The following is a 21,562-nucleotide window of genomic DNA, read 5'->3' as shown; positions in this document are numbered from 1 at the left end:
TGCTCAGAACCTCTCCGGGTACACGAGGGCGAGGATGAGGTATCCGAGCAGGGAGACGGCCACGACGAGGCCGACGATGTTCTCGGCGTTCACAGCTTGGTCACCCCCCGGGCGATGAGGGCCACCAGCGCGAAGACCGCGACCGTGGTGACGACGAAGGCCAGATCGGCCACCGTGAGCTCCTGGATGAAGAGGGAAGAAATGAATCGGCCAGATGGCCGATGACGAGCTAACCGTGTCTTCATCCCGGCGTTAAGACGCCTTGACGGGGTCCATACGGACGCACGGGAACTCTTAACGCCGCCCTGACGTGGAGCGCCGGAGGAGGCCTGGTCAGCCCTGGTGGGACAGGCCGGCCGTGTTCCCGGCGCACGTATTCGACCACGGCCTCCGGCGAGTGGCCGAATCAGAACTTCTCGGGCTGCCCTCTGCCGGAGGGACGGGCACACACCGTGGCCAGGTCTTGCCGCACCTGATACGGCTCCCCCGCCTCGGCATCAAAGGCGCGTGAATACTGGAGCGGTGGCCGTATGGATGACGCCAAGAACACTGGTGATCAGGCCACGGCATTCCGACGCTGTCCTCACTTTGCCCTACGGAGGAACAGCGAAAGATGTCCATAGACATGGGAAAGCCGAGCACGGCAGGACAGGCCTCGGGTACGGGGGAGCCTCCTGATACCGGCGTACGGGCGCCCGCGGCAGGCGACCGCCACCGGCTGACCGCCGTCCAGGGACTGGCCGCGCTGTCGCTGGACGCGATGGCGTCCGTGGCGTACGGGCCGGAGTCGATCGTGCTCGTCCTGGCCGCGGCCGGTGCGTACGGCATGGGCTTCACCCTCCCCGTGACCCTGGCGATCGCCGCTCTGCTGGCGGTGCTGGTGGCCTCGTACCGGCAGGTCATCGCCGCGTTCCCGGACGGCGGCGGCTCGTACGCCGTCGCCAAGCGGCACCTCGGTCGGCGTACGAGCCTGGTGGCCGCCGCCTCGCTGATCCTGGACTACGTGCTGAACGTCGCCGTGTCCGTCACGGCCGGCGTGGCTGCCCTGACCTCGGCCTTCCCCGAGCTGTACGGGGAGCGGGTGTGGATCTGCCTGGGGGTCCTGGTGCTGGTCACCGCGGTGAACCTGCGCGGGGTCGTGGAATCCGCCAAGGCGTTCCTCGTGCCCACCGCCGTCTTCGTCGGGTCGATCCTCGCGATGGTCGTCGTCGGGCTCTTCCGTGACGGTCCCGTCAGCACCGCCTCCGCCGCCGGGCACGCCTCCGCGCTCGGCGAGGGCGCCACCACCGTCGGTGCGCTCCTGCTGCTGAAGGCCTTCGCCGCCGGCTGTTCCGCCCTGACGGGCGTCGAGGCCGTCGCCAACGCCGTACCGTCCTTCCGCGCCCCGGCCGCCCGCCGCGCCCAGCGCACCGAGGTCGCCCTCGGCGCCCTGCTCGGCGTCATGCTCATCGGCCTGTCCATCCTGATCGGGCGCTTCCACCTCCAGCCGGTGGCGGGCGTGACCGTGCTCGCGCAGCTCGCGGACGCCTCCTTCGGGCACAACGCGGCTTTCTACGTGGTCCAGTTCGCCACGATGGTGCTCCTCGGGCTGGCAGCGAACACCTCCTTCGGTGGTCTGCCGGTCCTGATGAGCCTGCTGGCCCGGGACAACCACCTGCCGCACGTCTTCGCGCTCAAGGCCGACCGTCAGGTCCACCGCCACGGTGTGGTCTGGCTGGCCCTCGTCTCCGCCCTGCTGCTCGTCTTCTCCGGCGGCGACACCAACACCCTCGTCCCGCTCTTCGCGATCGGCGTCTTCATCGGCTTCACCATCTGCCAGGTCGGCATGGTCCGGCACTGGTACGGGGAGCGGCCTCGCGGCTGGCAGGCCAAGGCGGCACTCAACGGCTTCGGTGCCCTGCTGACCGGGGTCTCGGCCGTCGTCGTCACCGCCACCAAGTTCACCGAGGGCGCCTGGCTGATCGTCGTCGCGCTGCCGCTGCTCGTGCTCGGCTTCGAGAAGATCCACCGCGCATACACCGAGATCGGCGAATGTCTGGAGCTCGGCCGGATTCCCCGGGCCCCGCACCGCTCCCGCTCCGTGGTCGTGGTTCCCGTCTCCGGCCTGTCCCGCCTGACCAGCCAGGCCCTCGACGCTGCCACCTCACTCGGCGATGACGTCCTCGCCGTGACCGTCACCCACCCGGCCCCCGAGGACCGTGAGACCGCTGAAGCCCTCAGACGGGACTGGGAGTTGTGGAAGCCCGGCGTCGAACTGATCGAGCTCTCCTCGGAAACCCGCTCGCTCGGCCGCCCCCTGGCGGCATACGTGCGGAAGCTGGCCCAGTCCCACCCGGACGCCCAGGTGACCGTACTGATCCCGGAGACCGAACCGGCCCACCTGTGGCAGCGGCTGCTCCAGAACCAGCGCGGCTCCGTCGTGGCCCACGCGGTCCGCCGCGACACCGATGCCGTCATCTGCCGGCTGCGCTTCCGCATCACGGCAGACGCACGCTGACACGCGCTGACGTGCGTTGACGCACCTCTGACGGCGGCTTGACACGTCTCGTGCGCCGCCGTCAAGGAGGTGCCAATTCCCGCGCCCACAGGCGAATTTCCAGGGAAACGGGCAGTAGTTTCCTGTCTGTCGCGCCGCCGGGGACCTCGAATACTCACATGACGGCCGAGGGGGTCCATGGGGGACGGTCCCCGGCGGCGACACCCTCTTCCACTCCCCGGCCGAGAGCTGCCGGGGCTGCCACGCCTCGAACCCATCCAGAAGGTCGCTTCATGCCTCCCGCCGCCGCGCAGCACGTTCCTCCGGGTCTCGGGACACCTCCGCGGACTCCGACCGGCCGACCGTCGCGGAAACGCTCCGGCCAGGTGAACGTGGTGGACCCCGAGCTGCTCGCCGCCTCCGCACGGGAGGCCGTCGGCAAGCTCCTTCCGCGCGAACTGGTCAAGAAACCGGTGCTGTTCGTCGTAGCCGTCGGATCCGTCCTGACCACGCTCTCGGCGCTCATCCACCCGTCCGTCTTCACCTGGGTGATCAGCGTCTGGCTCTGGCTGACGGTCCTGTTCGCCAACCTCGCCGAGGCCGTTGCCGAAGGACGGGGCCGGGCACAGGCGGAATCGCTGCGCAAGGCGCGTACGGACACCGTGGCGGTACGGCTGAACCACTGGACGTACGGGGCGAACCTGAACCGGGCCGAGACCGAGGTGGTCACACCGGCCGAGCTCCAGCCCTTCGACTTCGTGCTCGTCGAAGCCGGCGAGCCGATCCCGGCCGACGGCGACGTGGTCGACGGGGCCGCGATGGTGGACGAGTCGGCCGTCACCGGCGAATCGGCCCCCGTCTTAAGGGAATCGGGTGGCGACCGGTCCGGCGTCACGGGCGGTACGACCGTGCTGTCCGACTCGATCGTCGTACGGGTCACCTCGCGCCCGGGCCACAGCTTCATCGACCGGATGATCGCGTTGGTCGAGGGCGCCAGCCGGCAGAAGACCCCGAACGAGATAGCGCTGAACATCCTGCTGGCCGCACTCACCGTCATCTTCGTCCTGGTGGTCGTCGCCATCCAGCCGATGGCGGCCTACGCGCACGCCGCACAGTCCACGACCGTCCTGGTCGCCCTGCTCGTCACCCTCATCCCCACCACGATCGGCGCCCTCCTGTCGGCGATCGGCATCGCGGGCATGGACCGGCTCGTCCAGCGCAACGTCATCGCGATGAGCGGACGCGCCGTCGAGGCGGCCGGAGACGTGAACACCCTGCTCCTCGACAAGACCGGGACCATCACCCTCGGCAACCGCGAGGCCGTGGCCTTCATCCCGCTGCCCGGCGTCGACCACATCAAGCTGGCGGACGCCGCCCAGCTGTCCTCGCTCGCCGACGAGACGCCCGAGGGCCGCTCCGTCGTCGCCCTCGCCCAGCGGTACGGACTCCAGCCGGCCGCCGCGGAGGACCTCAGCAATCCCCGCTTCACCGAGTTCAGCGCCCGGACCCGGATGAGCGGTGTGAATCTGAGCTGGGACAACGGCGCAGGCTGCGCCATCCGCAAGGGTGCGGTGACGCAGGTCTGCGACTGGGTGGTGGCGCGCGGCGGGACCGTACCGCCGCAAGCAGCAGCCTGGTCGGCCACCGTGTCCGAGTCCGGGGGCACGCCCCTGCTGGTCGCGGTCCACGACTGGGACGGCCCGAGGGTGCTCGGGATCATCCACCTCAAGGACGTGGTCAAGGAGGGTATCCGGGAGCGCTTCGCGGAGCTGCGGAGCATGGGGATCCGTACGGTCATGGTGACCGGCGACAACGAGCTGACGGCCCGCGCCATCGCGCAGGAGGCCGGCGTCGACGAATACCTCGCGGAGGCCACCCCCGAGGACAAACTCGCCCTCATCAAGCGGGAGCAGGCCGGCGGCAAGCTGGTCGCGATGACCGGCGACGGCACCAACGACGCCCCGGCCCTCGCCCAGGCCGACGTCGGCGTGGCGATGAGCACCGGAACCTCGGCCGCCAAGGAGGCCGGGAACATGGTGGACCTGGACTCCAACCCCACCAAACTCATCGACATCGTCGAGATCGGCAAGCAACTCCTCATCACCCGAGGCGCGCTCACCACCTTCTCGATCACGAACGACGTCGCGAAGTACTTCGCGATCATCCCGGCCATGTTCGCCTCGGCCTACCCGGGACTCGAAGCCCTCAACATCATGGGGTTGAGCAGCCCGACCTCCGCCATCACCTCGGCGATCATCTTCAACGCCCTGATCATCGTCGCCCTCATCCCGCTCGCCCTGCGCGGCGTCCGCTACAAGCCCGCCTCCGCCCACGACCTGCTCCGCCGCAACCTCGGCGTCTACGGCCTCGGCGGCCTGATCCTGCCGTTCGTCGGCATCAAGCTCATCGACCTGCTGGTGTCCACCATCCCCGGCCTCGGCTGAACTGCCTCGGGTGCTCTGCGGGGGCGGTTCCCGTCCGGGCCGCCGCCGCTCCAGTAATCTCCGTCCTGAGCGTGAGTGCCTCCACTCGGTCACCCCGGACGGAGACATCAAGCTGACCCAGCACACGAGCTCGTTCCGGAACGTGAGTCCGGACAGCCGGGGGTGGGCCGACCGGCATCGGGAAGCCTGCCGGCACGTGCCCTTCCCGATGGCGGAGTACGTCGCGGGGTGGGCCGGCGTGGGCCTCGGCCTGGCGGCGGTGGCCGTGTGCGTGCTGCTCGCACGGCGGCTGCGCGCGCTCTCGTTCGCCTGCGTGCCGTGCGGATCGCGGGTGACGGACGCCGCCTTGCCGAGGGCTCCGACCCTCAACGTACCGCCCTGGCGCGGCTGTTCGCCCGCTCCGCTCGCGGATGCGGTGCCCTTGGGGTCGCTGCCGCTGCAGGCGGCGAGAAATCCGGCCACACCGATTCCGGTGCCGGCCCACAGCAGCTGTCGTCTGGTGACACCCACGTCTGGCCCTCGTCTCACATCGTGCCGAGGTTGCTTAGGCTTACCTAACTGCTTCTGGCCGGGCTGTGCAAGCCGCGCGGAGACCGTGTGCGCCTGCTCGGTCTCCGCCCTCTCTGGCTCAACTTGCCTGTTCGCTAGGCGAATTGGCGATCCTTCCAGTGGGGCGAATCTGGACAAAACTGAGACTACGTTTATGTAGTCGATCGCAATGGTTAGGCTTGCCTTACCTTCCCGTCGTTGTTACGTTCCTGGTGTCCGGCAGCCCCCCGACCGCGCCGGACCCAACGACTTCTGCGCTTCCCCTGTGCTTCGCCGCCACTTTCGAGCCGGTGCGGCGCTGCCGCACGCCCGCGCTCGGCCCTGCCCCGCTCCGGAAGGTGCCACTGTGCCCACGCCTGCCCCCGTACGCCCTCTCGACGCCGCGGCCGTCCGTGAACTGACCGCCGCCGCGTCCGAGCTGCTCGCCGACCACGGATCCGCCACCTCGCCCGAGCTGCTCGCCGACCTCCCCCGGACATGCGCCCGGCTGAGCGAGGAGATCCACAGCGCGCTGCGTCCGGTGGACACCTCCGACGGCCTGTTCCTGCTGCGGGGGTTGCAACCGGACGACAGCGAACTCGGCTCCACCCCCGCCCACTGGTCGAGCGTCGGCGACGCCGGCGTCCTGTGGGACGTGGTCCTGCTGCTCGTGTCGGCCCTGATGGGTACCCCGATCGCCTGGGAGGGCCAGCAGGACGGCAGGTTCGTCCACAACATCGTTCCCTCACCGGGCCACGAGAGCGAGCAGACCGGCGCCTCCAGCTCCGTGCTGCTCACCCCGCACACGGAGGACGCCTTCCACCCCGGTCGCGCCCACCTGTTGCTGCTGTGCTGCATGCGCAACCACGACAACATCGCCACCACCGCGGCCAGCATCCGCATGACGTCCCTCGCCGACGAGGACGTCGAGCAGCTGAGGCGGCCGGTCGTGCCGATCCTGCCCGATGACGCCTACGAGCAGGCCCGGCAGTTCGCGGGCCGTCCCGCGCCCGTCCCGACCCTCTTCGACACCAACGAGGGGCTGACCATGCGCTTCGATCCCGCCTACACCCCCCTGGAAGAGGCCGACGAGGCCTGGCGGGCGGCGTACGGACGGCTCGGGGACGAACTGGCCCGGGTCTCGGTCGCGGTGAGCCTTGAACCGGGCGACGTCCTGGTCGTCGACAACGACATCGTCGTGCACGGCCGGGTCCCCTTCCGCGCCCGCTACGACGGCGCCGACCGCTGGCTCAAGCGGGCTTCCGTGCGGGTCGAGGACCGGGCCACCCGCCCGCTCGCCGAGCACGACGAGCACGGCTACGGCCAGGTCGCCCTCACTGCCTGGGCCGCCTGATCCCCGCCGTTCCCACCGCCGCACCACCCACGGAGAAAGGGACCCACATGGACCGGGACGACACCACCCTGCGCGTACTGTCCACCAGCGACCTCGCCGGCCTGGACATCTCCCTCGCCGACGTCGTCGACACCGTCGAGCAGGCCTACCGCACCCTGGCGGCAGGCAGGTCCGACAACCCGCGCAAGCTCAGCGTCAAGCCCGACGACGGCCACTCCGTCTCGTACGCCATGCTCGGCCGCGACGGCGTCCGCAACGTCGTTGCGATCAAGACGTCCTACAAGCACGGGCTGCACGAGAGCCGCGAGAACCAGCACTACTACACGACCCTGACCATCTACGACGACGTCACCGGGCTGCCGGTGGCCATGATGGACTGCTCGCGCATCGGCTCCCTGCGCACGCCGGCCGTCTCCGCGCTCCTGGCCCGCGAATGCGCCTCCCCGGCCGCGAAGACGGCGCTGGTCATCGGCACCGGTACCCAGGGCCGGCTCGCCCTGCCGTTCCTGCTGACCACGCTGCCGCAGCTGGACCGGCTGCTGCTCTCGGGCACCCACCCCGACGGTATGGCCGCCGTCCGTGCCGAACTCGCCCGCCACTACCCCGACCGGGACGTGGAGGTCGTCACCGACCTCGCCCCGGCCGCGCGAGAGGCCGACGTCGTGGTCGCCACCGCCGGCGCCCACACCCCGGCCGCCGTCGAAGCCGGATGGCTGCGCCCCGGGGCGACGGCGATCCTCGTCGGCCACGGCCTGGCCCCCTCCACCCTGCACGACGCCGACCGCGTCATCGCGACCAGCGAGGCCCAGATGCGCGTCACGGGCACCGACATGGCCGACGCCGACGGCGACCTGCCCGCCGTGGACGTGGAGCTCCCGGTCGTCATCTCCGGTGCCACCAAGGCCCGTACCGCCCCGGACCAGCGGATCTTCGCCTACAACAGCGGCCTCGTCGTCACCGACATCGCGCTGGGCCACCGCTTCGCCCAGCTCGCCGCCGAGCAGAAGCTAGGGACCGAGGTGGCCCTGTGGTGCTGACCCTTCCCGCCCATCCCGACCACGTCACCGACCGTCTGCACACCAGCGGACTGCTCGCCGAGCTCGCCCACGGCCTCGGCGGCCCCTTCCACTACCTGCTTCCCGACCGCTTCGACAGCAACCTCGCCGCCTTCCGTACGGTCCTGGACGACGCCGGGGTCGAGGGGCGGGTCCACTACGCGAAGAAGGCCAACAAGGCACGCGTCTTCATCGACCGCTGCGCCACGGCCGGCGCCGGCGTCGACGTCGCCTCGCTCGGTGAACTCCGCGAGGCACTGGGGCACGGAGTACGGGGCGAGGACCTCGTCGTGACCGGCCCCGCCAAAGCGGAATCGTTGCTGCGCGTCGCCGCCCAGCAGGGGGCGCTGATCGCCGTGGACGCCCTCGACGAACTCGACCGGGTCCTGACCCTGGGCCTGCCCCGGCCCCCCAGGGTGCTGCTGCGCGTCCATCCCGCGGCCCAGCCGAACAGCCGCTTCGGACTGGGTGAGGAGGACCTCGACGAGGCGATGCGCAGCTGCGCCGAAGCCGACGGCCAGGTCCGTATGGAGGGCTTCGGCTTCCACCTCTCCGGCTATGACGTCCAACAGCGCGCCGACCTCGCGGGCGAACTGGTCGAACTCTGCCTGGAGGCCCGGGTTCTGGGCCTGCAGGCCGACCGCATCAGCATCGGCGGCGGCTTCGCCGTCGACTACGTTCCCGCCGACGCCTGGACGCGCTTCCTCGACCGACAGCACCCCGGCGACTACCACGCCGGCAAGGAGTTCACCGCGGGCGACTTCTACCCCTACCACTCGCCCGTCGCCGGTGCCGAAGCACTGCGCGGCGTCCTCGCCGCCCGCCCCGCCCGCTCGGGTCCGACCCTGGCGGAGCGGCTCCGGGAGGCTGCGGTCATGCTGTTGCTCGAACCGGGCCGGGCCCTCCTCGACCGGGCAGGAGCGTCCGTCTTCACGGTCCAGGGGGTGAAGGACCGGGAGGGCTACGGCATCGTCACCGTCGACGGCACCAGCCTGAGCCTGTCCGAGCAGTGGTTCAACAGCGAGTACCTCCCCGACCCCCGACTGCTGCCCGCCCACCCCGGCCGACCCCACCCCGGCCGACCACACGACGGCGCCCCGTACCGCGCGAGCATCGCCGGAGCGAGCTGCCTGGACTCCGACCTGCTCACCTGGCGCAAGATCGCCTTCCCCAGCCGGCCGCAGGCCGGGGACCTGCTCGTCTATCCCAACACCGCGGGCTACCAGATGGACTCCAACGAGTCCCCGTTCCACGAGCTGCCCCTTCCGCCCAAGGTCGTCATCGACCACCCCGGGGCAGCGGCCCGGCCCCGCTGGCGCCTCGATCACTGATCTCACCCGCACCGCCGTCCCCACGGAGCCCTCACATGACCGACGCCCTGCACCGCCCGCCGGTGGTCAGCCGCATATCCGACCTCATCGGCTACACCCCGCTGTTCGAGCTCGCCCGCGCCGACAACGGCGCCCGCCTGCTGCTGAAGCTGGAGATGTTCAACCCCACGGGCAGCGCCAAGATCCGCATGGCCCGCCAGATGGTCGTCGACGCCGAGGACCGCGGACTGCTCCGCGAGGGCGGCCACATCATCGAGTCCACCTCCGGCAACACCGGCCTCGGCCTCGCAGTCGTCGCCGCCGAGCGCGGCTACCGGTTCACCGCCGTCGTCGACAACCACGCCGCCGCCGACAAACTGCGCGGCATGAAGGCCATGGGCACCGAACTCGTCTACGTCGACGCCGACACCGACGGGGAGGAACTCCACACCGCCGCCCGCGAGGAACTCGCCGAGGAGATGGCCCGCGGCAAGGACAACACCTTCTTCACCGAACAGCACAACAACCCCAGCAACGCCGTCGGCTACTACGACGTCGGCCGCGAGATCGCCCAGGCCCTCGACAACCGCGTCGACGTCCTCATCGGCGCGGTCGGCACCGGCGGGGGACTGTGCGGCACTGCCCGGGAACTGAAGAAGACCGTGCCCGGCCTGACCGTGATCGGTGTCGAGCCCAAGGGCTCCATCGCCTTCGGCCCGCCCGCCCACGACTACTACCAGTCGGGCACCGGAACCCCCGAAGGTGCAACGATCGGCCTGCTCGTCGATTACGACCTCATCGACGAGGGAACCAAGGTCGGTGACGTCGAAGCCTTCGCCGCCGCCCGGGCCGTCGCCCGCCACTGCGGTCTGCTCATCGGCGGCTCCGCCGGCGGAGTCGTCCACGAGGCCCTGGCGCGTCTGCCCCAACTCGCCCCCGATACCGTGATGGTCGCCTTCATCAACGACGGCGGCGAGAAGTACACGGACACCGTCTTCAACGACGACTGGATGACCGCCCGCGCTCTCCTCGACCCGGTCACCGAGGCCGAGATCGAAGAGACCCTCACCAAACTCCGCCGGAACTGACCCCCGATGGAGCAGCTCGCCACCCTCGCCCGCGACAGCCGCGCCCTGGCCGTCCTCGCCGTTCCGCTCGCCCTGACCCAGCTCGCCCAGGTCGCCCTCACCACCACCGACACCATCATGATGGGGCTGCTCGGCACCGAGGCCCTGGCCGCCGGTGGCCTCGCCCTGGTCATCTTCAACCAGCTCCGCACCATGGGCGTAGGGCTCGTCACCTCCGTCGGGAACCAGATCGCAGCGGCAGCGGCCCGCGCCGAGAAGGCCGACCGGACCGGCGCGGACGCTGCCGACACGCAAGGTACCGACACGCAAGGTACCGATGCGAACGGTACCGACGCGGACGGAGACGGGATACGGGCGCTGGTCCGCGCAGCGATGGCCGTCGCCACCCTCGCCGGCATCGCCGGTGCACTCCTGATGATCGGCACAGGCCAGGCCGCCACCCTCCTCGGCCAGGACGCCGCCGTCGCCCACCGGGCCCAGGGCATGCTCGCAGCCCTCGCGCCCGGCCTCGTGCCGTGCCTGTGGTTCCAGGCGATCCGCCAGTTCACCGTCGGCATGCGCCGCCCCCAGGCACTGCTGCAGATCACCCTGGCCTCCGTCGCCGTCAACGCCGCCCTCAACTGGGGCTTCATCCACGGCACCTTCGGCCTCCCCGAACTCGGCCTGACCGGAATCGGAGTGGCCACCAGCAGCGTCTACCTGCTGTCCTTCCTCGCGCTCTACGCCTCCGCCCGCCGTGACGCCGAGCTCGCCCCCCTGCTGCGCCTGGACTTCTGGCGCGCGGACGCACCCACCGTGCGACGCCTGCTGGTACTGGGCACCCCCATCGCCGCCACCTACGGATCCGAGGCCGGGTTCTTCTTCGTCACCGCGCTGTTCGCGGGCAGTTTCGGGGCCGCGGCCCTCGCCGCCCACACGGCCGTCAACCAGCTCGTCTACATCGTCTTCCAGGTCGCCGTCGGCCTCTCCCACGCGGCCTCCCTCAACGTCAGCCGCGAACTCGCCCTCGGCGACCTGCCCGCCGCCCGGCGCATCAGGAACACCGCGCTGGCCTGCGGGGCAGCCGTCACCACCCTCGTCGGCATCCTCTACCTCACGGTGCCCCGGCTGGTCCTGCGCCCCTACTTCGACCCCGGCGCACCGGCCGACCAGCAGGGTTTGGAGATCGCCACCGGACTGCTCGTCATCGTCGCGGTCCTGCAGTTCTTCGACTGCGCGCAGAACATCGGCGTCGGTCTCCTGCGCGGCCTGGACGACACCAAGAGCGGGTTCCGCATCACCCTCATCGGGTACTGGGCCGTGGGCCTGCCCGCCTCCTGGCTGCTCGCGTATCCCCTCGGCGGTGAGACCCGCGGCCTCTGGCTCGGCCTGCTCATCGGCCTCGCCACCACCGCGCTCCTGCTCCTGCGCCGCTACGGCCGGGCCCTGAACCGGATCGCGCCCGCTCCGGCAGCAGTCGGAGGCTGACCACCCAGGGGCGATGGTCCGCCGACGGCGCCCCCGCCCCCCGGGCTATCCTCGGGGGCAGGCGACGAGACGGGTGCGGAAGGTGATGCCGTCCGCTGTGTTCTGGACGGTGATGCCGCCACCGTGGAGAGCCGCGATGTCCAGGGCGATGGACAGGCCAGGATCTCGCGCTTGGAGACGGCCTCGCCGGCTCGCCGGGCGAGGTGGTCCAGGACGGCGAACTCGCGCGGGGTGAGCGGGACGGGTACGCCGCCGCGGCTGCAGGTGCGGGCGGCGGAGTCGACGACGAGGTCGCCCAGCACCGTGCGCTGCGGGGCCCGGCTGCCGATCCGGCGGGCCGGCGCCCGCAGCCGGGCGACGAGCACCACGAAGGAGAACGGCTTGGACAGGAAGTCGTCCGCGCCGGTGTCCAGTGCCTCGGCCTCGTCCCACTCCCCGTCCTTGGCGGTGAGCATGAGGATGCCGACGTTGCTGCCGCAGGCCCGTAGCCGCGAGCACACACGGTAGCCGTTCAGGCCGGGCAGCATGATGTCGAGCACCACCACGTCATAGGTGCGGTCCTGGCCTTGGCGAACCCCGCCAGGCCGTCGTGGGCGACGTCCACGCTGAACCCCTCGGCGGTCAGGCCGTGCTGAAGCGCCAGGGCCATTCGGCGCTCATCCTCCACCACCAGTACACGCATGCCCCCAGAGTGGCACGCCGCGCATCCGCCTACCTGAACGAAGCTGTGCCCGGATGTCCGGGCGCAGGGCCCCGGACCTTGCCAAGAGGTAGGGGTGGTCACCGTGAGTGAATCCGTGGGTGAGTCCGTGGGCGCAGGCGAGCCGTTTGAGCAGACGGGTCAGGACGGTCCTGGCACGACGCCGAAGAAGCCGGCAGCGGGCGTCGGCCGCGTGGCCGCAGAGCGCGATGGGCAGCGGTCGGCGCCGCGGCCGTGGTGGTGATCGGCGGCGGCGCGGCCGCAGCGGCCATCCACCACCACGAGGAAGAGGGCCGCGGCGAGCACGCGGTGGCGTCCGCCGGAGAGCACGAGCGCCACGACGAGTCGCGAGAGGACTCCGAGGGCCGCGACGGGCACGGCGGTCGGCACGCGGACGGTGGGCGCGGCACCCACGCCGACGACTCCCGTGGGCCCTCGACCGGCGTCGCCCCGGCCCCGCTGCCCTCGCTCTCCGCGGCGGACGCCGTGAACAAGGCTGCCGCGGCGGTCAACGACGGCAAGGTCGAGTCGCTGGCCCCGGTCACCGAGCAGGGCGGCGGCCGGGCCTGGCGGATCGTCGTCGTCGGACCCGACGGAGTGCGGCACGCGGTGACCGTCGACGGCACCGGCGGCACCCTGACCGGCAACACCGTCCTGGGCGGCTGAACCGGACCGACCGACCGGGCCACCGACCGACCGGGCCACCGACCGACCGAGCCACCGACCGACTCAGCGACCGACCGACCGAGCGGCGCGACCCCGGCCGCGCCGCGCAGAAAGGAGTGCCGCCGTCTTGGGCGCCACGACAACCCCCCGGGCGCACCGCCGCGCCCAGGCCCAGGCCGTCCGTTCCGCGGCGAGCAAGGTCCCCGAGGTGACCGCGGTGTTCTGGATCGTCAAGATCCTCACCACCGGCATGGGCGAGACCACATCCGATTACCTCGCCCGCGTCCTCGGGCCCGTCCCGGCGGTCGCCGCGGCCGGTCTGCTGCTGGCCGCCGCCCTGGCCGCGCAGGCCCGCACCCGCCGTTACGTCCCGGCCGTGTACTGGTCGGCCGTGGTCATGGTCAGCGTCTTCGGGACCATGGCCGCCGACGTCGCGCACGTCGCCCTCGGTGTTCCCTACGCCGTGTCCGCGACGGCGTTCGCCGTGGCCCTGGCCCTGGTCTTCCTGGTCTGGCGGCGGACCGAGGGCACCCTGGCGGTGGAGACGGTGGCCGGCGGACGCCGCGAGGTCTTCTACTGGACCGTGGTCATGGCCACCTTCGCCCTCGGCACGGCCGTCGGCGACCTCACCGCGGCGACCCTGGGCTGGGGATACCTGTCCTCCGGGCTGCTGTTCGCCGCCCTGATCGCCCTGCCGGCGCTCGCCCACCGGCTGTTCGCCCTCCCGCCGGTGCTCGGCTTCTGGTGGGCGTACGTCCTCACCCGCCCGCTCGGCGCCTCCTTCGCGGACTGGGCCGGCGTCGGCGCCGAGCGCGGCGGCCTCGGGCTGGGCACCGGGCCGGTCAGCCTGGTCCTCGCGGTGATCATCGTCGCCGTGGTCCTGTGGCTGAGCGCCGCCGACCGCCGCGCGGCACGGCCGCAGGCCTGACGCCCGGCCCCCTGTCGCCGTACTCGACCGCGTGCACCACCGAGTACGGCGACGGGCGGCCTCGCTCCTCGTGTGGGCGAACCACCAGCCGCACGCGGCAGCGAGCGCAGAAGCGGACACTCCGGCACCGGTGACCGGCCACATCAGCCCGCAGGAGGCGACGTTGCCGTTTCCTCCGGCTGAGATCGCGAAGTTCCGCACCATCACGTCCGACACCCTGGCGAAGGTCGACTCGGGTGATCAGCGGGCCGCGACCAGCCGCGTGACCGACCTGGAGACCGCGTGGGACGACGACCAGTCCACCCTTGAGCCCAAGAGCGAGAAGGCGTGGAGCTTCCTCGACGGCGAGATCGACCGGGTACTGAAGGCAGTACGCGCCCCGCACCCCGACAAGCCCACTGAGGTCGACGCACTTGACGCGCTCCTCACACCCTCGGCTGAACAGCCGGGCGACGACGGACGCCCCGGCGCATCCCCATGCGTCGGGGCAGTAGGTTGCCGTGCGGTGCCGGGCGCATGAGCTGGGGCTTTACCGTCTTCTCACCGTGAGCGGGCCGGGTGCTAACCCGCGACTGCCTAGCGTCGGAGGAACCTGCGCTTGCGCTCCGTCTCCCGAAAGCCGCCATGATCATGCGACGTACGCCCGTTCCGGCCCCCACGTTCGCAACAGAGGGCCGCGCCACTCTTCCCCCCGACGCCCACCAAGTCGTCGGGGCCGCCTACGGGGCCGGCCTGCCGGGCCGAAGAGGGGCCCTGCCGTGACCACCGCCGACACCCTGCTGCTGCGCTGCCGGGACACCGCCCGCGTCCACGGCAGTCGCATCGCGGTGGCGCCGTCCGGCGCGGGCACCGGGTGGACGACGCCCTCTTCGCGCAAGCCCCGCAGGATCACGTTCCGTAGAGGATGGTCGTCCTCGACCACCAGGATGCGGCTGTCCACCTCACGTCTCCCTTGGAGCCGGGGCCGGAGCCCCGGGGGCGGCTCACGGGGCGGTCAGCAGCGGGCGCAAGCGGCCCTCGCCGAGCCGGTCGGCCAGCACGCTCTGCCGGCGCTGGACGGCCCGGCCGCAGACGGCTGCCACCAGGGCTCCGACGAGGAGTCCCGCGAGGACGTCGTGCGGGTAGTGCACCCCCACCCACACCCGGGAGGCGGCCATCAGTACCGCCGCCACCACGGCAACGCCGCCCAGGCGTCGGGACACGAACAGCAGGGCGACGGCGGCCGCGGCGGCGATGGCGGCGTGGTTGCTGGGGAAGGACCAGTCCCCGGGGGCGGGGCAGGACTCCAGCACGGCCACGTGCAGGCTCTGGCAGGGCCGGTCCTCACGGAAGACGAGCTTGAGCAGCAGATCGACGCCGAATCCCGCGAGCGTGACCAGCGGGACCGCGAGAGCGGTGACGGCCGACGGAGAACCGGCGCGACGGGCCCCCCACCACGCCGCGAGCATCAGCACGGCGAACAGCGACAGGCCGTAGAGGGACCAGGCGCCAATGGCGTCGTTCAGCCAGCTCGGCGTCCGATGGGCGAGGTCCGTGACGTCGATGTAGGCGTTGCCGTCGACGCCGGAACCGTTGTGGCCGGAGGTCAATGCGCTGTTCCGTTCTGGTGCTTGCCGCCCCGTCGGGAGCGGAGGAATTCGATCGCCACGGGCAGCAGCGAAATCGCCACGATCAGGCCCACGATCGGCAGGAGGTACGTGTCGACGTTGGGGATCGAGGAGCCGAGGACGTAACCGGCGAGGACCAGCCCCACCGTCCACAGCAGGCCGCCTGCGACCTGCCAGACCGTGAACACCCGGGCCGGAATGTTGAGCACCCCGGCGAGGGGGTTGAGGACCGTACGGACCACCGGGACGAACCGGGCGAGCACGATGGCCTTGGCGTGCCCGTACTTCCCCAGCAGTTCCTCGGCCCGGGCGGCGCCCTCATGGAGCTTCCTGGAACGGCCGCGGGCCAGGAGTGCCGGGCCGGCGCCGCGGCCGATGAGGTAGCCGCACTGGGCGCCGGCCAGCGCACCGATCACGGCGGCGGCCAGCACCGCGGGCAGGGACAGGTTCGCGCCCTTGTCGGCGGTTCCCGCGCAGAGCAGGCCGGCGGTGAACAGGAGCGAGTCGCCGGGCAGGAAGAACCCGACCAGCAGCCCGGTCTCGGCGAACATCACCACCCCGATCCCGATCACACCGAAGGTGGCGAGGAGCGAATGGGCATCGAGCAGATTCACCGCGAGCGCGGCGGAAGCGGACGTGGCCATGGATCGGGTCGGCCTCTCTCACTGGTTCGGACGCGGGGGACTGCCCGGAGGAGCCCCTTTGACTACAGCCAAGTAGACGGGTCTACTGCACTGTAGACGATCGAACGGGTGGAGACGACCGGCAGGACTTGCCGGTCTCCCCTCAGGCGCGTGCCCGGCGCTCCTGGACCTGGGCGTACGCCATCAGCCCGAGGAGGACGGCGAGGAGGGCGGCGGAGGAGCCCGCCGTCCCGAGGTCGAGGCCGCCCTTGGCGGTCGGCTTGGTGAGGAAGTCGCCGGCGGTGGCGCCCAGCGGACGGGTCAGGACGAAGGCGATCCAGAACAGGAGCACGTTCGGTACGGAGGGCACCTTTTCCGCACCTTGACTTCTCCCGTCGGTCCGCCCGAATGAAGGGGCGCTCACCCCGAAGCCGCAGGAGCGCCCCCTGAAATCAGCCGACCACCAAGGCGGCCGCGCGCGGACTGTGGCACACCGGGCCTGAACGCATCCTGAATGCGAGTGCTGAGCCGGTGCGGGTTCTCACTGCGGACCCAAGGTGGTGGCACGGCCGCCGTCCGGACGATCGGATCCCGGCAAGGTCGCGCTAGGTGCCTGGCCGGGCCTCGGCTTCTGCCGCTGCCGCGATCTCACGAGCGAAGGGCACCGCGTCCTTCTCGTCGCCCCCGCCGCCGTACGGGCCGGCGATGTTGCGAATGTCGATCGTGAGGTTGCTGATCCGGACGCGGACTTCCACGGTGGAAGAGAACGACGTGACGTCCGCCTGGTCTCCGAGTGCGAGGTCTTTCCGGGTCACATCGCCGCCCCGTCCGTTGGCGACGTAGGCGGGTTCCTTGAGAAGGTCCTTGGCCGCCCTGACGCTGCCGTGCATCGTGAGGTTCACATGCAGAGTGGCATCGGAGGAGTCCTTGAACTCGCACTGGTTCACCGCCACGGTGTCGACGGGAGCCCCGCTCGGCTCTCCCTTGTACACCAGTTTGCCGATGTTGTCCGTGCTCACCAGGCCTGACTGGCAGAGCTTGGGCACCGCCGTGAACCTGTTGGGCTCAGGGGCCGACGCCGAGGCGGGGGGCGAGGCAGGGGACCCTCCGTGCGACGCGGCCGAGCCGTCTCCACCCGTCAGCTGCATGCCGATGGCCACCCCTCCGGCAATGAGCACCGCGGCTGCCGCGGAGGCCACCAGCCACGTAAGTCCGCGCGGGCGGAGCCGGCGAGCGGGGACGTCGCCGGCTCCGGGCGTGGCCGGCGGGACATCCTGGTTCCACGAGAGGCGCGGGGCCGTCAGGGTCGGCGCTTCCGGACCCGGGCTGCCGGCGACGACCGCTTGCAGGTACGCCTTGGCAGCCGCCGCGTCCCAGCGTGCGCCGACGTCTCGGACCAGCAACCCCGCGATGGCGGGCGCGAGTGCACCGGCCCGGCTCATCGGCTCGGGGTCACGGGACGCGACTGCGGCGATCAGGGCGACAACATCGTCGGCGTGGTAGGCCGATCGGCCCTCGACCGTGAAGTACAGCGTTGCACCCAGCGACCACAGATCCGCTTTGGGCCCCGCCCCTGATCCTGACAACCGTTCCGGAGCCATGTAGCCCACCGTGCCCACGACCATCCCGGTCGCGGTCAGGGGCTGCGTGGCACCCATGACGGAAGCGATCCCGAAGTCGGTCAGCACCGCCCTGCCCTCAGCGTCCAAGAGGACGTTCTGCGGCTTCACATCCCGGTGCAGGATGCCTTCGCCGTGGGCGGCTTCCAGCGCCGCGAGGATCTCCAGCCCGATCTCGGCCGTCCGCTGCGGACTCAACGCCCCCGACGCCTCCACCTCCTGCGCCAGAGACCGCCCGGGCACCAGGCGCATGACGATCCACGGACGGCCGTCGTCCTCGATCACGTCGTACACCGGCACGATCCCCGGATGGTCCAGGCGAGCAGCGGCCCGCGCCTCGACCATCACCCGCGCCCTCTGCCGGTCACGCTCAGACGTGCTCAACCCCTCGGCGAACCGAAGCTCTTTCACGGCGACGGCACGCTTCAGCTTCCGGTCGTAGCCACGCCACACCGTCCCCATTCCGCCCGCCGCGATCGGCTCACGGTCAAGGACGTAACGGCCCCGGTCTAACTCCCCCTGCACAGACATGGTCACGCACCATAGCCGACCAAGAACCCCCCGGCGAGGCTCGCAGCCGTGGCCACGCAATGCTGTGTCCCAGCGACGGTTCCCGTAGCGCGGTGCCGGCGCAGCATGCGCTGCTGCGCCGTTCGGGTGTGGCGTCGGGACGTAGGCTGCTGGCGGAGAACGAGGGGGAGACGATGAGCGACGACCGCAGGACGACCGTGCCCGTGTGGACGCTGGCGACCGCTGATGTCCGGGTGCCGGGGCTGGCCGCGGGGGAGTCGATGACGGCCGAGCGCCTGGCCGAACTGCGCGGGGTGCTGGCCGTCCTGGCCGACGAGCCGATCGTCACCCTTGAGGTGCATCCGCTGCCCGACGGGATCGACCGTGGCCGTGGCATCCCGCTCGACGCCGTGAGTCCCCTGGCGCAGCACCTGTCGCAGTTCGTCACGCAATCGGCGCGGAGTTCCCTCACGGTGGCCCGGGCGACCACTTCCGGCGAGAGCCTGTACCGCATGGTGGTTCCGGCGAAGGTCGCCGCCCGGTTCGGGCAGGGCATGGTCCGCCCGATGGTGCCGAAGGGGGCGGCCGGGGGCATCTACGGTGCGCTGGTGGACTCGGCGTCGGGCAGGATCGCCTCCAAGGCGAGGTTCGTGCCGGTCGGCGGGGCGGCAGCGGCGGGCACGGTCGGCGGGGCCGGTGCGACCGCCGGCGCCGCGGCCGCCGGCGGTACGGCGCTCACCGTGGCCGCTCCGCTCGTGCTGATGGCCGTGGCGGTGGGGGTGAGCGCGCACGCCGACCACAAGCGCCGACAGGCCATCGAGCACATCACGAAACTGCTGGAGCAGCTTCAGGAGGAGAAGCTCGACGACGAGCACAGCGAACTCGACGGCTGCCGGGACGCCATCGACAAAGCCACCGCCGTCCTGCTCGACCAGGGCAGGCCCGGTGTCTCGCTGGGGCTCGACTCGGCGGTGCACGCCATCAACACGGCGTTGGGCAGGGCCGACCGCCGCCTGGCCCGATGGCAGAGCGCGCTCGACGCACTGCCCGAGGGTGAAGCCGTCGAACTCGGTACGCTGACCAAGTTGTTCCCCGGCGTCGACGACCACGGCGGCAGGTTCCGCGCCCACCTCGAACTCGCCGCCCTGGCCATCGCGCTGAAGCGGCGGGTGGTCGTCCTCCAGGCCGTCGAGCACGCCCAGGGCGACGCCGGCAATCCGTTCGAGAACTTCACCCGCGCACTCAAGCGCGATCAGCAGCGCCTCGACGATCTGGAGTCGGGCATCGCCGGTGTTCTCGTGCGCCTGTCGGCACTGGAACTGGCGCGCCCGAACGGTTTGCGGCCCGTCTTCACGACCGGCGAGGTCGAACGGCTCCTGAGCGCGGCACACCGGATCCACCGGCTGGGTGACGGCGTCACGGCCGGCGGCCGCACGACGGACGTGGCGATCGAGATCGCCCGCGACAAGGACGGCTCGGTGGTCGTGTTCCCCGCGCTGCCCGCGTAGGCGCGGGTGAAGGGGTTGAGGCTGGTGACCGAGCAGCCGTTCAGGAGGCCGGGGCGGTCCCGGCGAGGTCGCGTACGGTTGCCATGTCGCTGAAGGGGAGCAGTTCCTCGCCCACGATCTGGTGCGGTTCGCTGCCCTTTCCGGCGATCAGGACGATGTCTTCGGGCCGTGCGGCGGCGAGCGCCCATCCGATGGCAGTGCGCCGGTCGGCGCAGCGTTGGTACGGGGTGCCGGTGGCCGCGATGCCCGGGGCGATCCGGTCCAGGATCGCCTCGGGGTCCTCCGTGCGGGGGTTGTCCGAGGTCAGGACGCACAGGTCGGAGTGGGTTCCGGCGATCCGGCCCATCTCGGCCCGCTTGGTGGAGTCCCGGTCGCCGCCGCAGCCGAAGACGGTGATGACCCGGCCGCGGGCGAAGCCCCGGATGGCCGTGAGGACCTTGTCCAGGGAGTCGGGCGAGTGCGCGTAGTCCACGATCACCGACGTGCCGCCGGGGGTCACGAAGCGCTCGAACCGGCCCGGTACGGGCGGCATCTGCGCGAGCGCGGCGACCAGTCCGTCCAGGTCGTGCCCCAGGACCCGGCAGGCCGCCACGGCCGCCAGCGCGTTGGACACGGAGAACCGGCCCGGGACCGGGATGGCCGCGGGGTACGCCCGGCCCGCGTGGTGCAGGGTGAACCGCGTGCCGGAGGCGTCCGCCACCAGGTCCGCGGCGTGGAAGTCGGCCTCCGCGTCGTCGAGTCCGTACGTCGTCACCGCGCCCGGCATCATCGCCCGGATCCCGGCCCCCACGGCGTCGTCCACGTTGACCACCGCGTGCCGGCAGAGCCCCTGGAACAGCCGGAGTTTGGCGTTCGTGTAGCGGTCCATCGTGCCGTGGTCGTCCAGGTGGTCCTGGGTCAGGTTGGTGAAGACGCCGACGTCGACGAACGTGCGGTCCATCCGGTACGTCTGCAGCGCCATCGACGTGGCCTCCAGTACGACGCTGCTCGTGGCCCGGTCGCGCATGCGGCCCAGGAGGTACTGCAGGTCGGGCGATTCCGGAGTGGTCAGCACCGAGGGCGGCATCGGGATCACCTCGTCCCCGATCCTGCTGCCCGCCGTACCGATGACGCCCACCGAGGCGCCCTCGGAGATCCTCAGCAGCGACTCGACCATGTACGAGATGGAGGTCTTCCCGTTGGTCCCGGTGACCGCCACCACGTCCATCTGCCGTCCCGGCTCGCCGTAGTAGCGGGAGGAGGCGACGGCGGCGGCCTTGCGGGTGTCGGCCACCCGTACGACGCACACCGCGGGCGGCAGTTCCCGTTGCGGGGGCACGGTGGCGGCTCCCGCCGCGTCGACGAGCACGGCCACCGCCCCGCGCGCGAGCGCCCCGCCGATCGCGGCGGGGCCGCCTCCGCGGTGACCGGGTACGGCGATGAAGAGCGAGCCCGGCACGACCCGGTCCACGTCGAAGGTGGTGCCCGCGGTGATCCGCGTCGACGTGGCGTCCCCCTGGATGACGTGGTGCTCGTGGCCGGTCAGCAACCCGTTCAACTTCACGGTGGTCCCTTCGGGAGCGGCAGCGGCCCGGCGTGCGGGTCCGCGCCTGGCGGCAGCGCCGACGGATGGCCGGTACTGCGGTGATGCGGTGGGGGCGGGGGATCGCCCCGGGCGACGGGACCGGGAAGGGTCGGGG

General features: G+C 71.4%; 18 protein-coding genes and 2 pseudogenes. 11 read left to right on the top strand and 9 right to left on the bottom strand.

Going from position 1 to position 21,562, the window contains the following annotated elements:
- Window positions 1-3 precede the first annotated feature (3 nt).
- Together kdpF and SLAV_RS41480 are read right to left on the bottom strand one after the other, a co-directional pair.
- On the bottom strand, window positions 4-93 hold the full coding sequence (kdpF, locus tag SLAV_RS05490; protein ID WP_037690508.1) for a K(+)-transporting ATPase subunit F: 90 nt from the start codon (window positions 91-93) through the stop codon (window positions 4-6).
- Window positions 90-245 carry a hypothetical protein gene (locus SLAV_RS41480; RefSeq protein ID WP_167456785.1) on the bottom strand — a complete coding sequence of 52 codons (156 nt, stop codon included), beginning with the start codon at window positions 243-245 and terminating at the stop codon, window positions 90-92. The genes kdpF and SLAV_RS41480 overlap by 4 nt, the downstream gene beginning before the upstream one ends.
- Before the next feature lie 368 nt (window positions 246-613).
- Between SLAV_RS41480 and SLAV_RS05485 the strand changes: the two genes are divergently transcribed.
- The 7 genes from SLAV_RS05485 to SLAV_RS05455 all read left to right on the top strand — a co-directional run bounded on the left by SLAV_RS05485 (window position 614) and on the right by SLAV_RS05455 (window position 11,722).
- Window positions 614-2,497, top strand: coding sequence for an APC family permease (locus SLAV_RS05485; RefSeq protein WP_030239454.1), 1,884 nt, complete (start codon window positions 614-616; stop codon window positions 2,495-2,497).
- 272 nt (window positions 2,498-2,769) lie between these two features.
- Window positions 2,770-4,920 (top strand): potassium-transporting ATPase subunit KdpB, encoded by a 2,151-nt coding sequence (gene kdpB, locus SLAV_RS05480; RefSeq protein ID WP_030239458.1) that lies wholly within the window; start codon window positions 2,770-2,772, stop codon window positions 4,918-4,920.
- Between the two features lie 895 nt (window positions 4,921-5,815).
- Entirely contained in the window at window positions 5,816-6,802 is a 987-nt protein-coding gene (locus SLAV_RS05475) for a TauD/TfdA family dioxygenase (protein ID WP_030239459.1), read from the top strand.
- A 47-nt stretch (window positions 6,803-6,849) separates the two neighbouring features.
- Window positions 6,850-7,839 carry an ornithine cyclodeaminase gene (locus SLAV_RS05470; protein WP_030239462.1) on the top strand — a complete coding sequence of 330 codons (990 nt, stop codon included), beginning with the start codon at window positions 6,850-6,852 and terminating at the stop codon, window positions 7,837-7,839.
- A complete protein-coding gene (locus SLAV_RS05465; protein ID WP_030239464.1) occupies window positions 7,830-9,188 on the top strand; it encodes a type III PLP-dependent enzyme domain-containing protein in 1,359 nt (452 codons plus the stop codon). Before SLAV_RS05470 ends, SLAV_RS05465 begins: the two co-directional genes overlap by 10 nt.
- 35 nt (window positions 9,189-9,223) lie before the next feature.
- The gene (locus tag SLAV_RS05460; protein ID WP_030239467.1) at window positions 9,224-10,255 is read left to right on the top strand and encodes a cysteine synthase family protein; all 1,032 of its coding nucleotides are present in this window, start codon (window positions 9,224-9,226) and stop codon (window positions 10,253-10,255) included.
- A gap of 6 nt (window positions 10,256-10,261) precedes the next feature.
- Window positions 10,262-11,722, top strand: a complete 1,461-nt coding sequence (locus SLAV_RS05455; protein ID WP_037688738.1) for an MATE family efflux transporter — start codon at window positions 10,262-10,264, stop codon at window positions 11,720-11,722.
- Between the two features lie 158 nt (window positions 11,723-11,880).
- Here SLAV_RS05455 and SLAV_RS05450 read toward each other — a convergent pair.
- Window positions 11,881-12,404: pseudogene (locus SLAV_RS05450) on the bottom strand (response regulator transcription factor); the annotation flags it as partial.
- Window positions 12,405-12,656: 252 nt separating this feature from the next.
- On the opposite strand from SLAV_RS05450, the gene SLAV_RS05445 reads away from it, so the two are divergent.
- From SLAV_RS05445 to SLAV_RS05435, 3 genes are all read left to right on the top strand, one after another.
- Window positions 12,657-13,088 (top strand): hypothetical protein, encoded by a 432-nt coding sequence (locus SLAV_RS05445; RefSeq protein WP_030239472.1) that lies wholly within the window; start codon window positions 12,657-12,659, stop codon window positions 13,086-13,088.
- 127 nt (window positions 13,089-13,215) lie between these two features.
- Window positions 13,216-14,016: a COG4705 family protein gene (locus tag SLAV_RS05440; protein WP_030239474.1), complete on the top strand. Its 801-nt coding sequence runs from the start codon at window positions 13,216-13,218 to the stop codon at window positions 14,014-14,016.
- A 130-nt stretch (window positions 14,017-14,146) separates the two neighbouring features.
- Window positions 14,147-14,536: a hypothetical protein gene (locus SLAV_RS05435; RefSeq protein ID WP_030239476.1), complete on the top strand. Its 390-nt coding sequence runs from the start codon at window positions 14,147-14,149 to the stop codon at window positions 14,534-14,536.
- A gap of 294 nt (window positions 14,537-14,830) precedes the next feature.
- On the opposite strand, the pseudogene SLAV_RS42215 reads toward SLAV_RS05435, so the two are convergent.
- The 5 genes and pseudogenes from SLAV_RS42215 to SLAV_RS05410 all read right to left on the bottom strand — a co-directional run.
- Window positions 14,831-14,956 (bottom strand): annotated as a pseudogene (locus SLAV_RS42215) (DNA-binding response regulator); the annotation flags it as partial.
- Window positions 14,957-14,999: 43 nt separating this feature from the next.
- Window positions 15,000-15,605 carry a phosphatase PAP2 family protein gene (locus SLAV_RS05425; protein ID WP_030239478.1) on the bottom strand — a complete coding sequence of 202 codons (606 nt, stop codon included), beginning with the start codon at window positions 15,603-15,605 and terminating at the stop codon, window positions 15,000-15,002.
- Window positions 15,602-16,267: a DedA family protein gene (locus SLAV_RS05420; protein WP_037688740.1), complete on the bottom strand. Its 666-nt coding sequence runs from the start codon at window positions 16,265-16,267 to the stop codon at window positions 15,602-15,604. The genes SLAV_RS05425 and SLAV_RS05420 overlap by 4 nt, the downstream gene beginning before the upstream one ends.
- Before the next feature lie 142 nt (window positions 16,268-16,409).
- Entirely contained in the window at window positions 16,410-16,616 is a 207-nt protein-coding gene (locus SLAV_RS05415) for a COG4705 family protein (protein ID WP_030239481.1), read from the bottom strand.
- Between the two features lie 235 nt (window positions 16,617-16,851).
- On the bottom strand, window positions 16,852-18,396 hold the full coding sequence (locus tag SLAV_RS05410) for a serine/threonine-protein kinase (RefSeq protein ID WP_051841397.1): 1,545 nt from the start codon (window positions 18,394-18,396) through the stop codon (window positions 16,852-16,854).
- Window positions 18,397-18,569: 173 nt separating this feature from the next.
- Here SLAV_RS05410 and SLAV_RS05405 point away from each other — a divergent pair, with 173 nt between their 5' ends.
- On the top strand, window positions 18,570-19,883 hold the full coding sequence (locus tag SLAV_RS05405) for a hypothetical protein (protein ID WP_030239485.1): 1,314 nt from the start codon (window positions 18,570-18,572) through the stop codon (window positions 19,881-19,883).
- 40 nt (window positions 19,884-19,923) lie between these two features.
- Here the strand turns inward: SLAV_RS05405 and SLAV_RS05400 are convergent, their stop codons facing one another.
- On the bottom strand, window positions 19,924-21,426 hold the full coding sequence (locus SLAV_RS05400; RefSeq protein ID WP_030239488.1) for a UDP-N-acetylmuramoyl-L-alanyl-D-glutamate--2,6-diaminopimelate ligase: 1,503 nt from the start codon (window positions 21,424-21,426) through the stop codon (window positions 19,924-19,926).
- Window positions 21,427-21,562 lie beyond the last annotated feature (136 nt).

The sequence above is a fragment of the Streptomyces lavendulae subsp. lavendulae genome (assembly GCF_002803845.1).
GTDB lineage: Bacteria > Actinomycetota > Actinomycetes > Streptomycetales > Streptomycetaceae > Streptomyces > Streptomyces lavendulae.
Note: the sequence above shows the minus strand (reverse complement) of the source record. Positions and strands in the feature narration are given on the sequence as shown.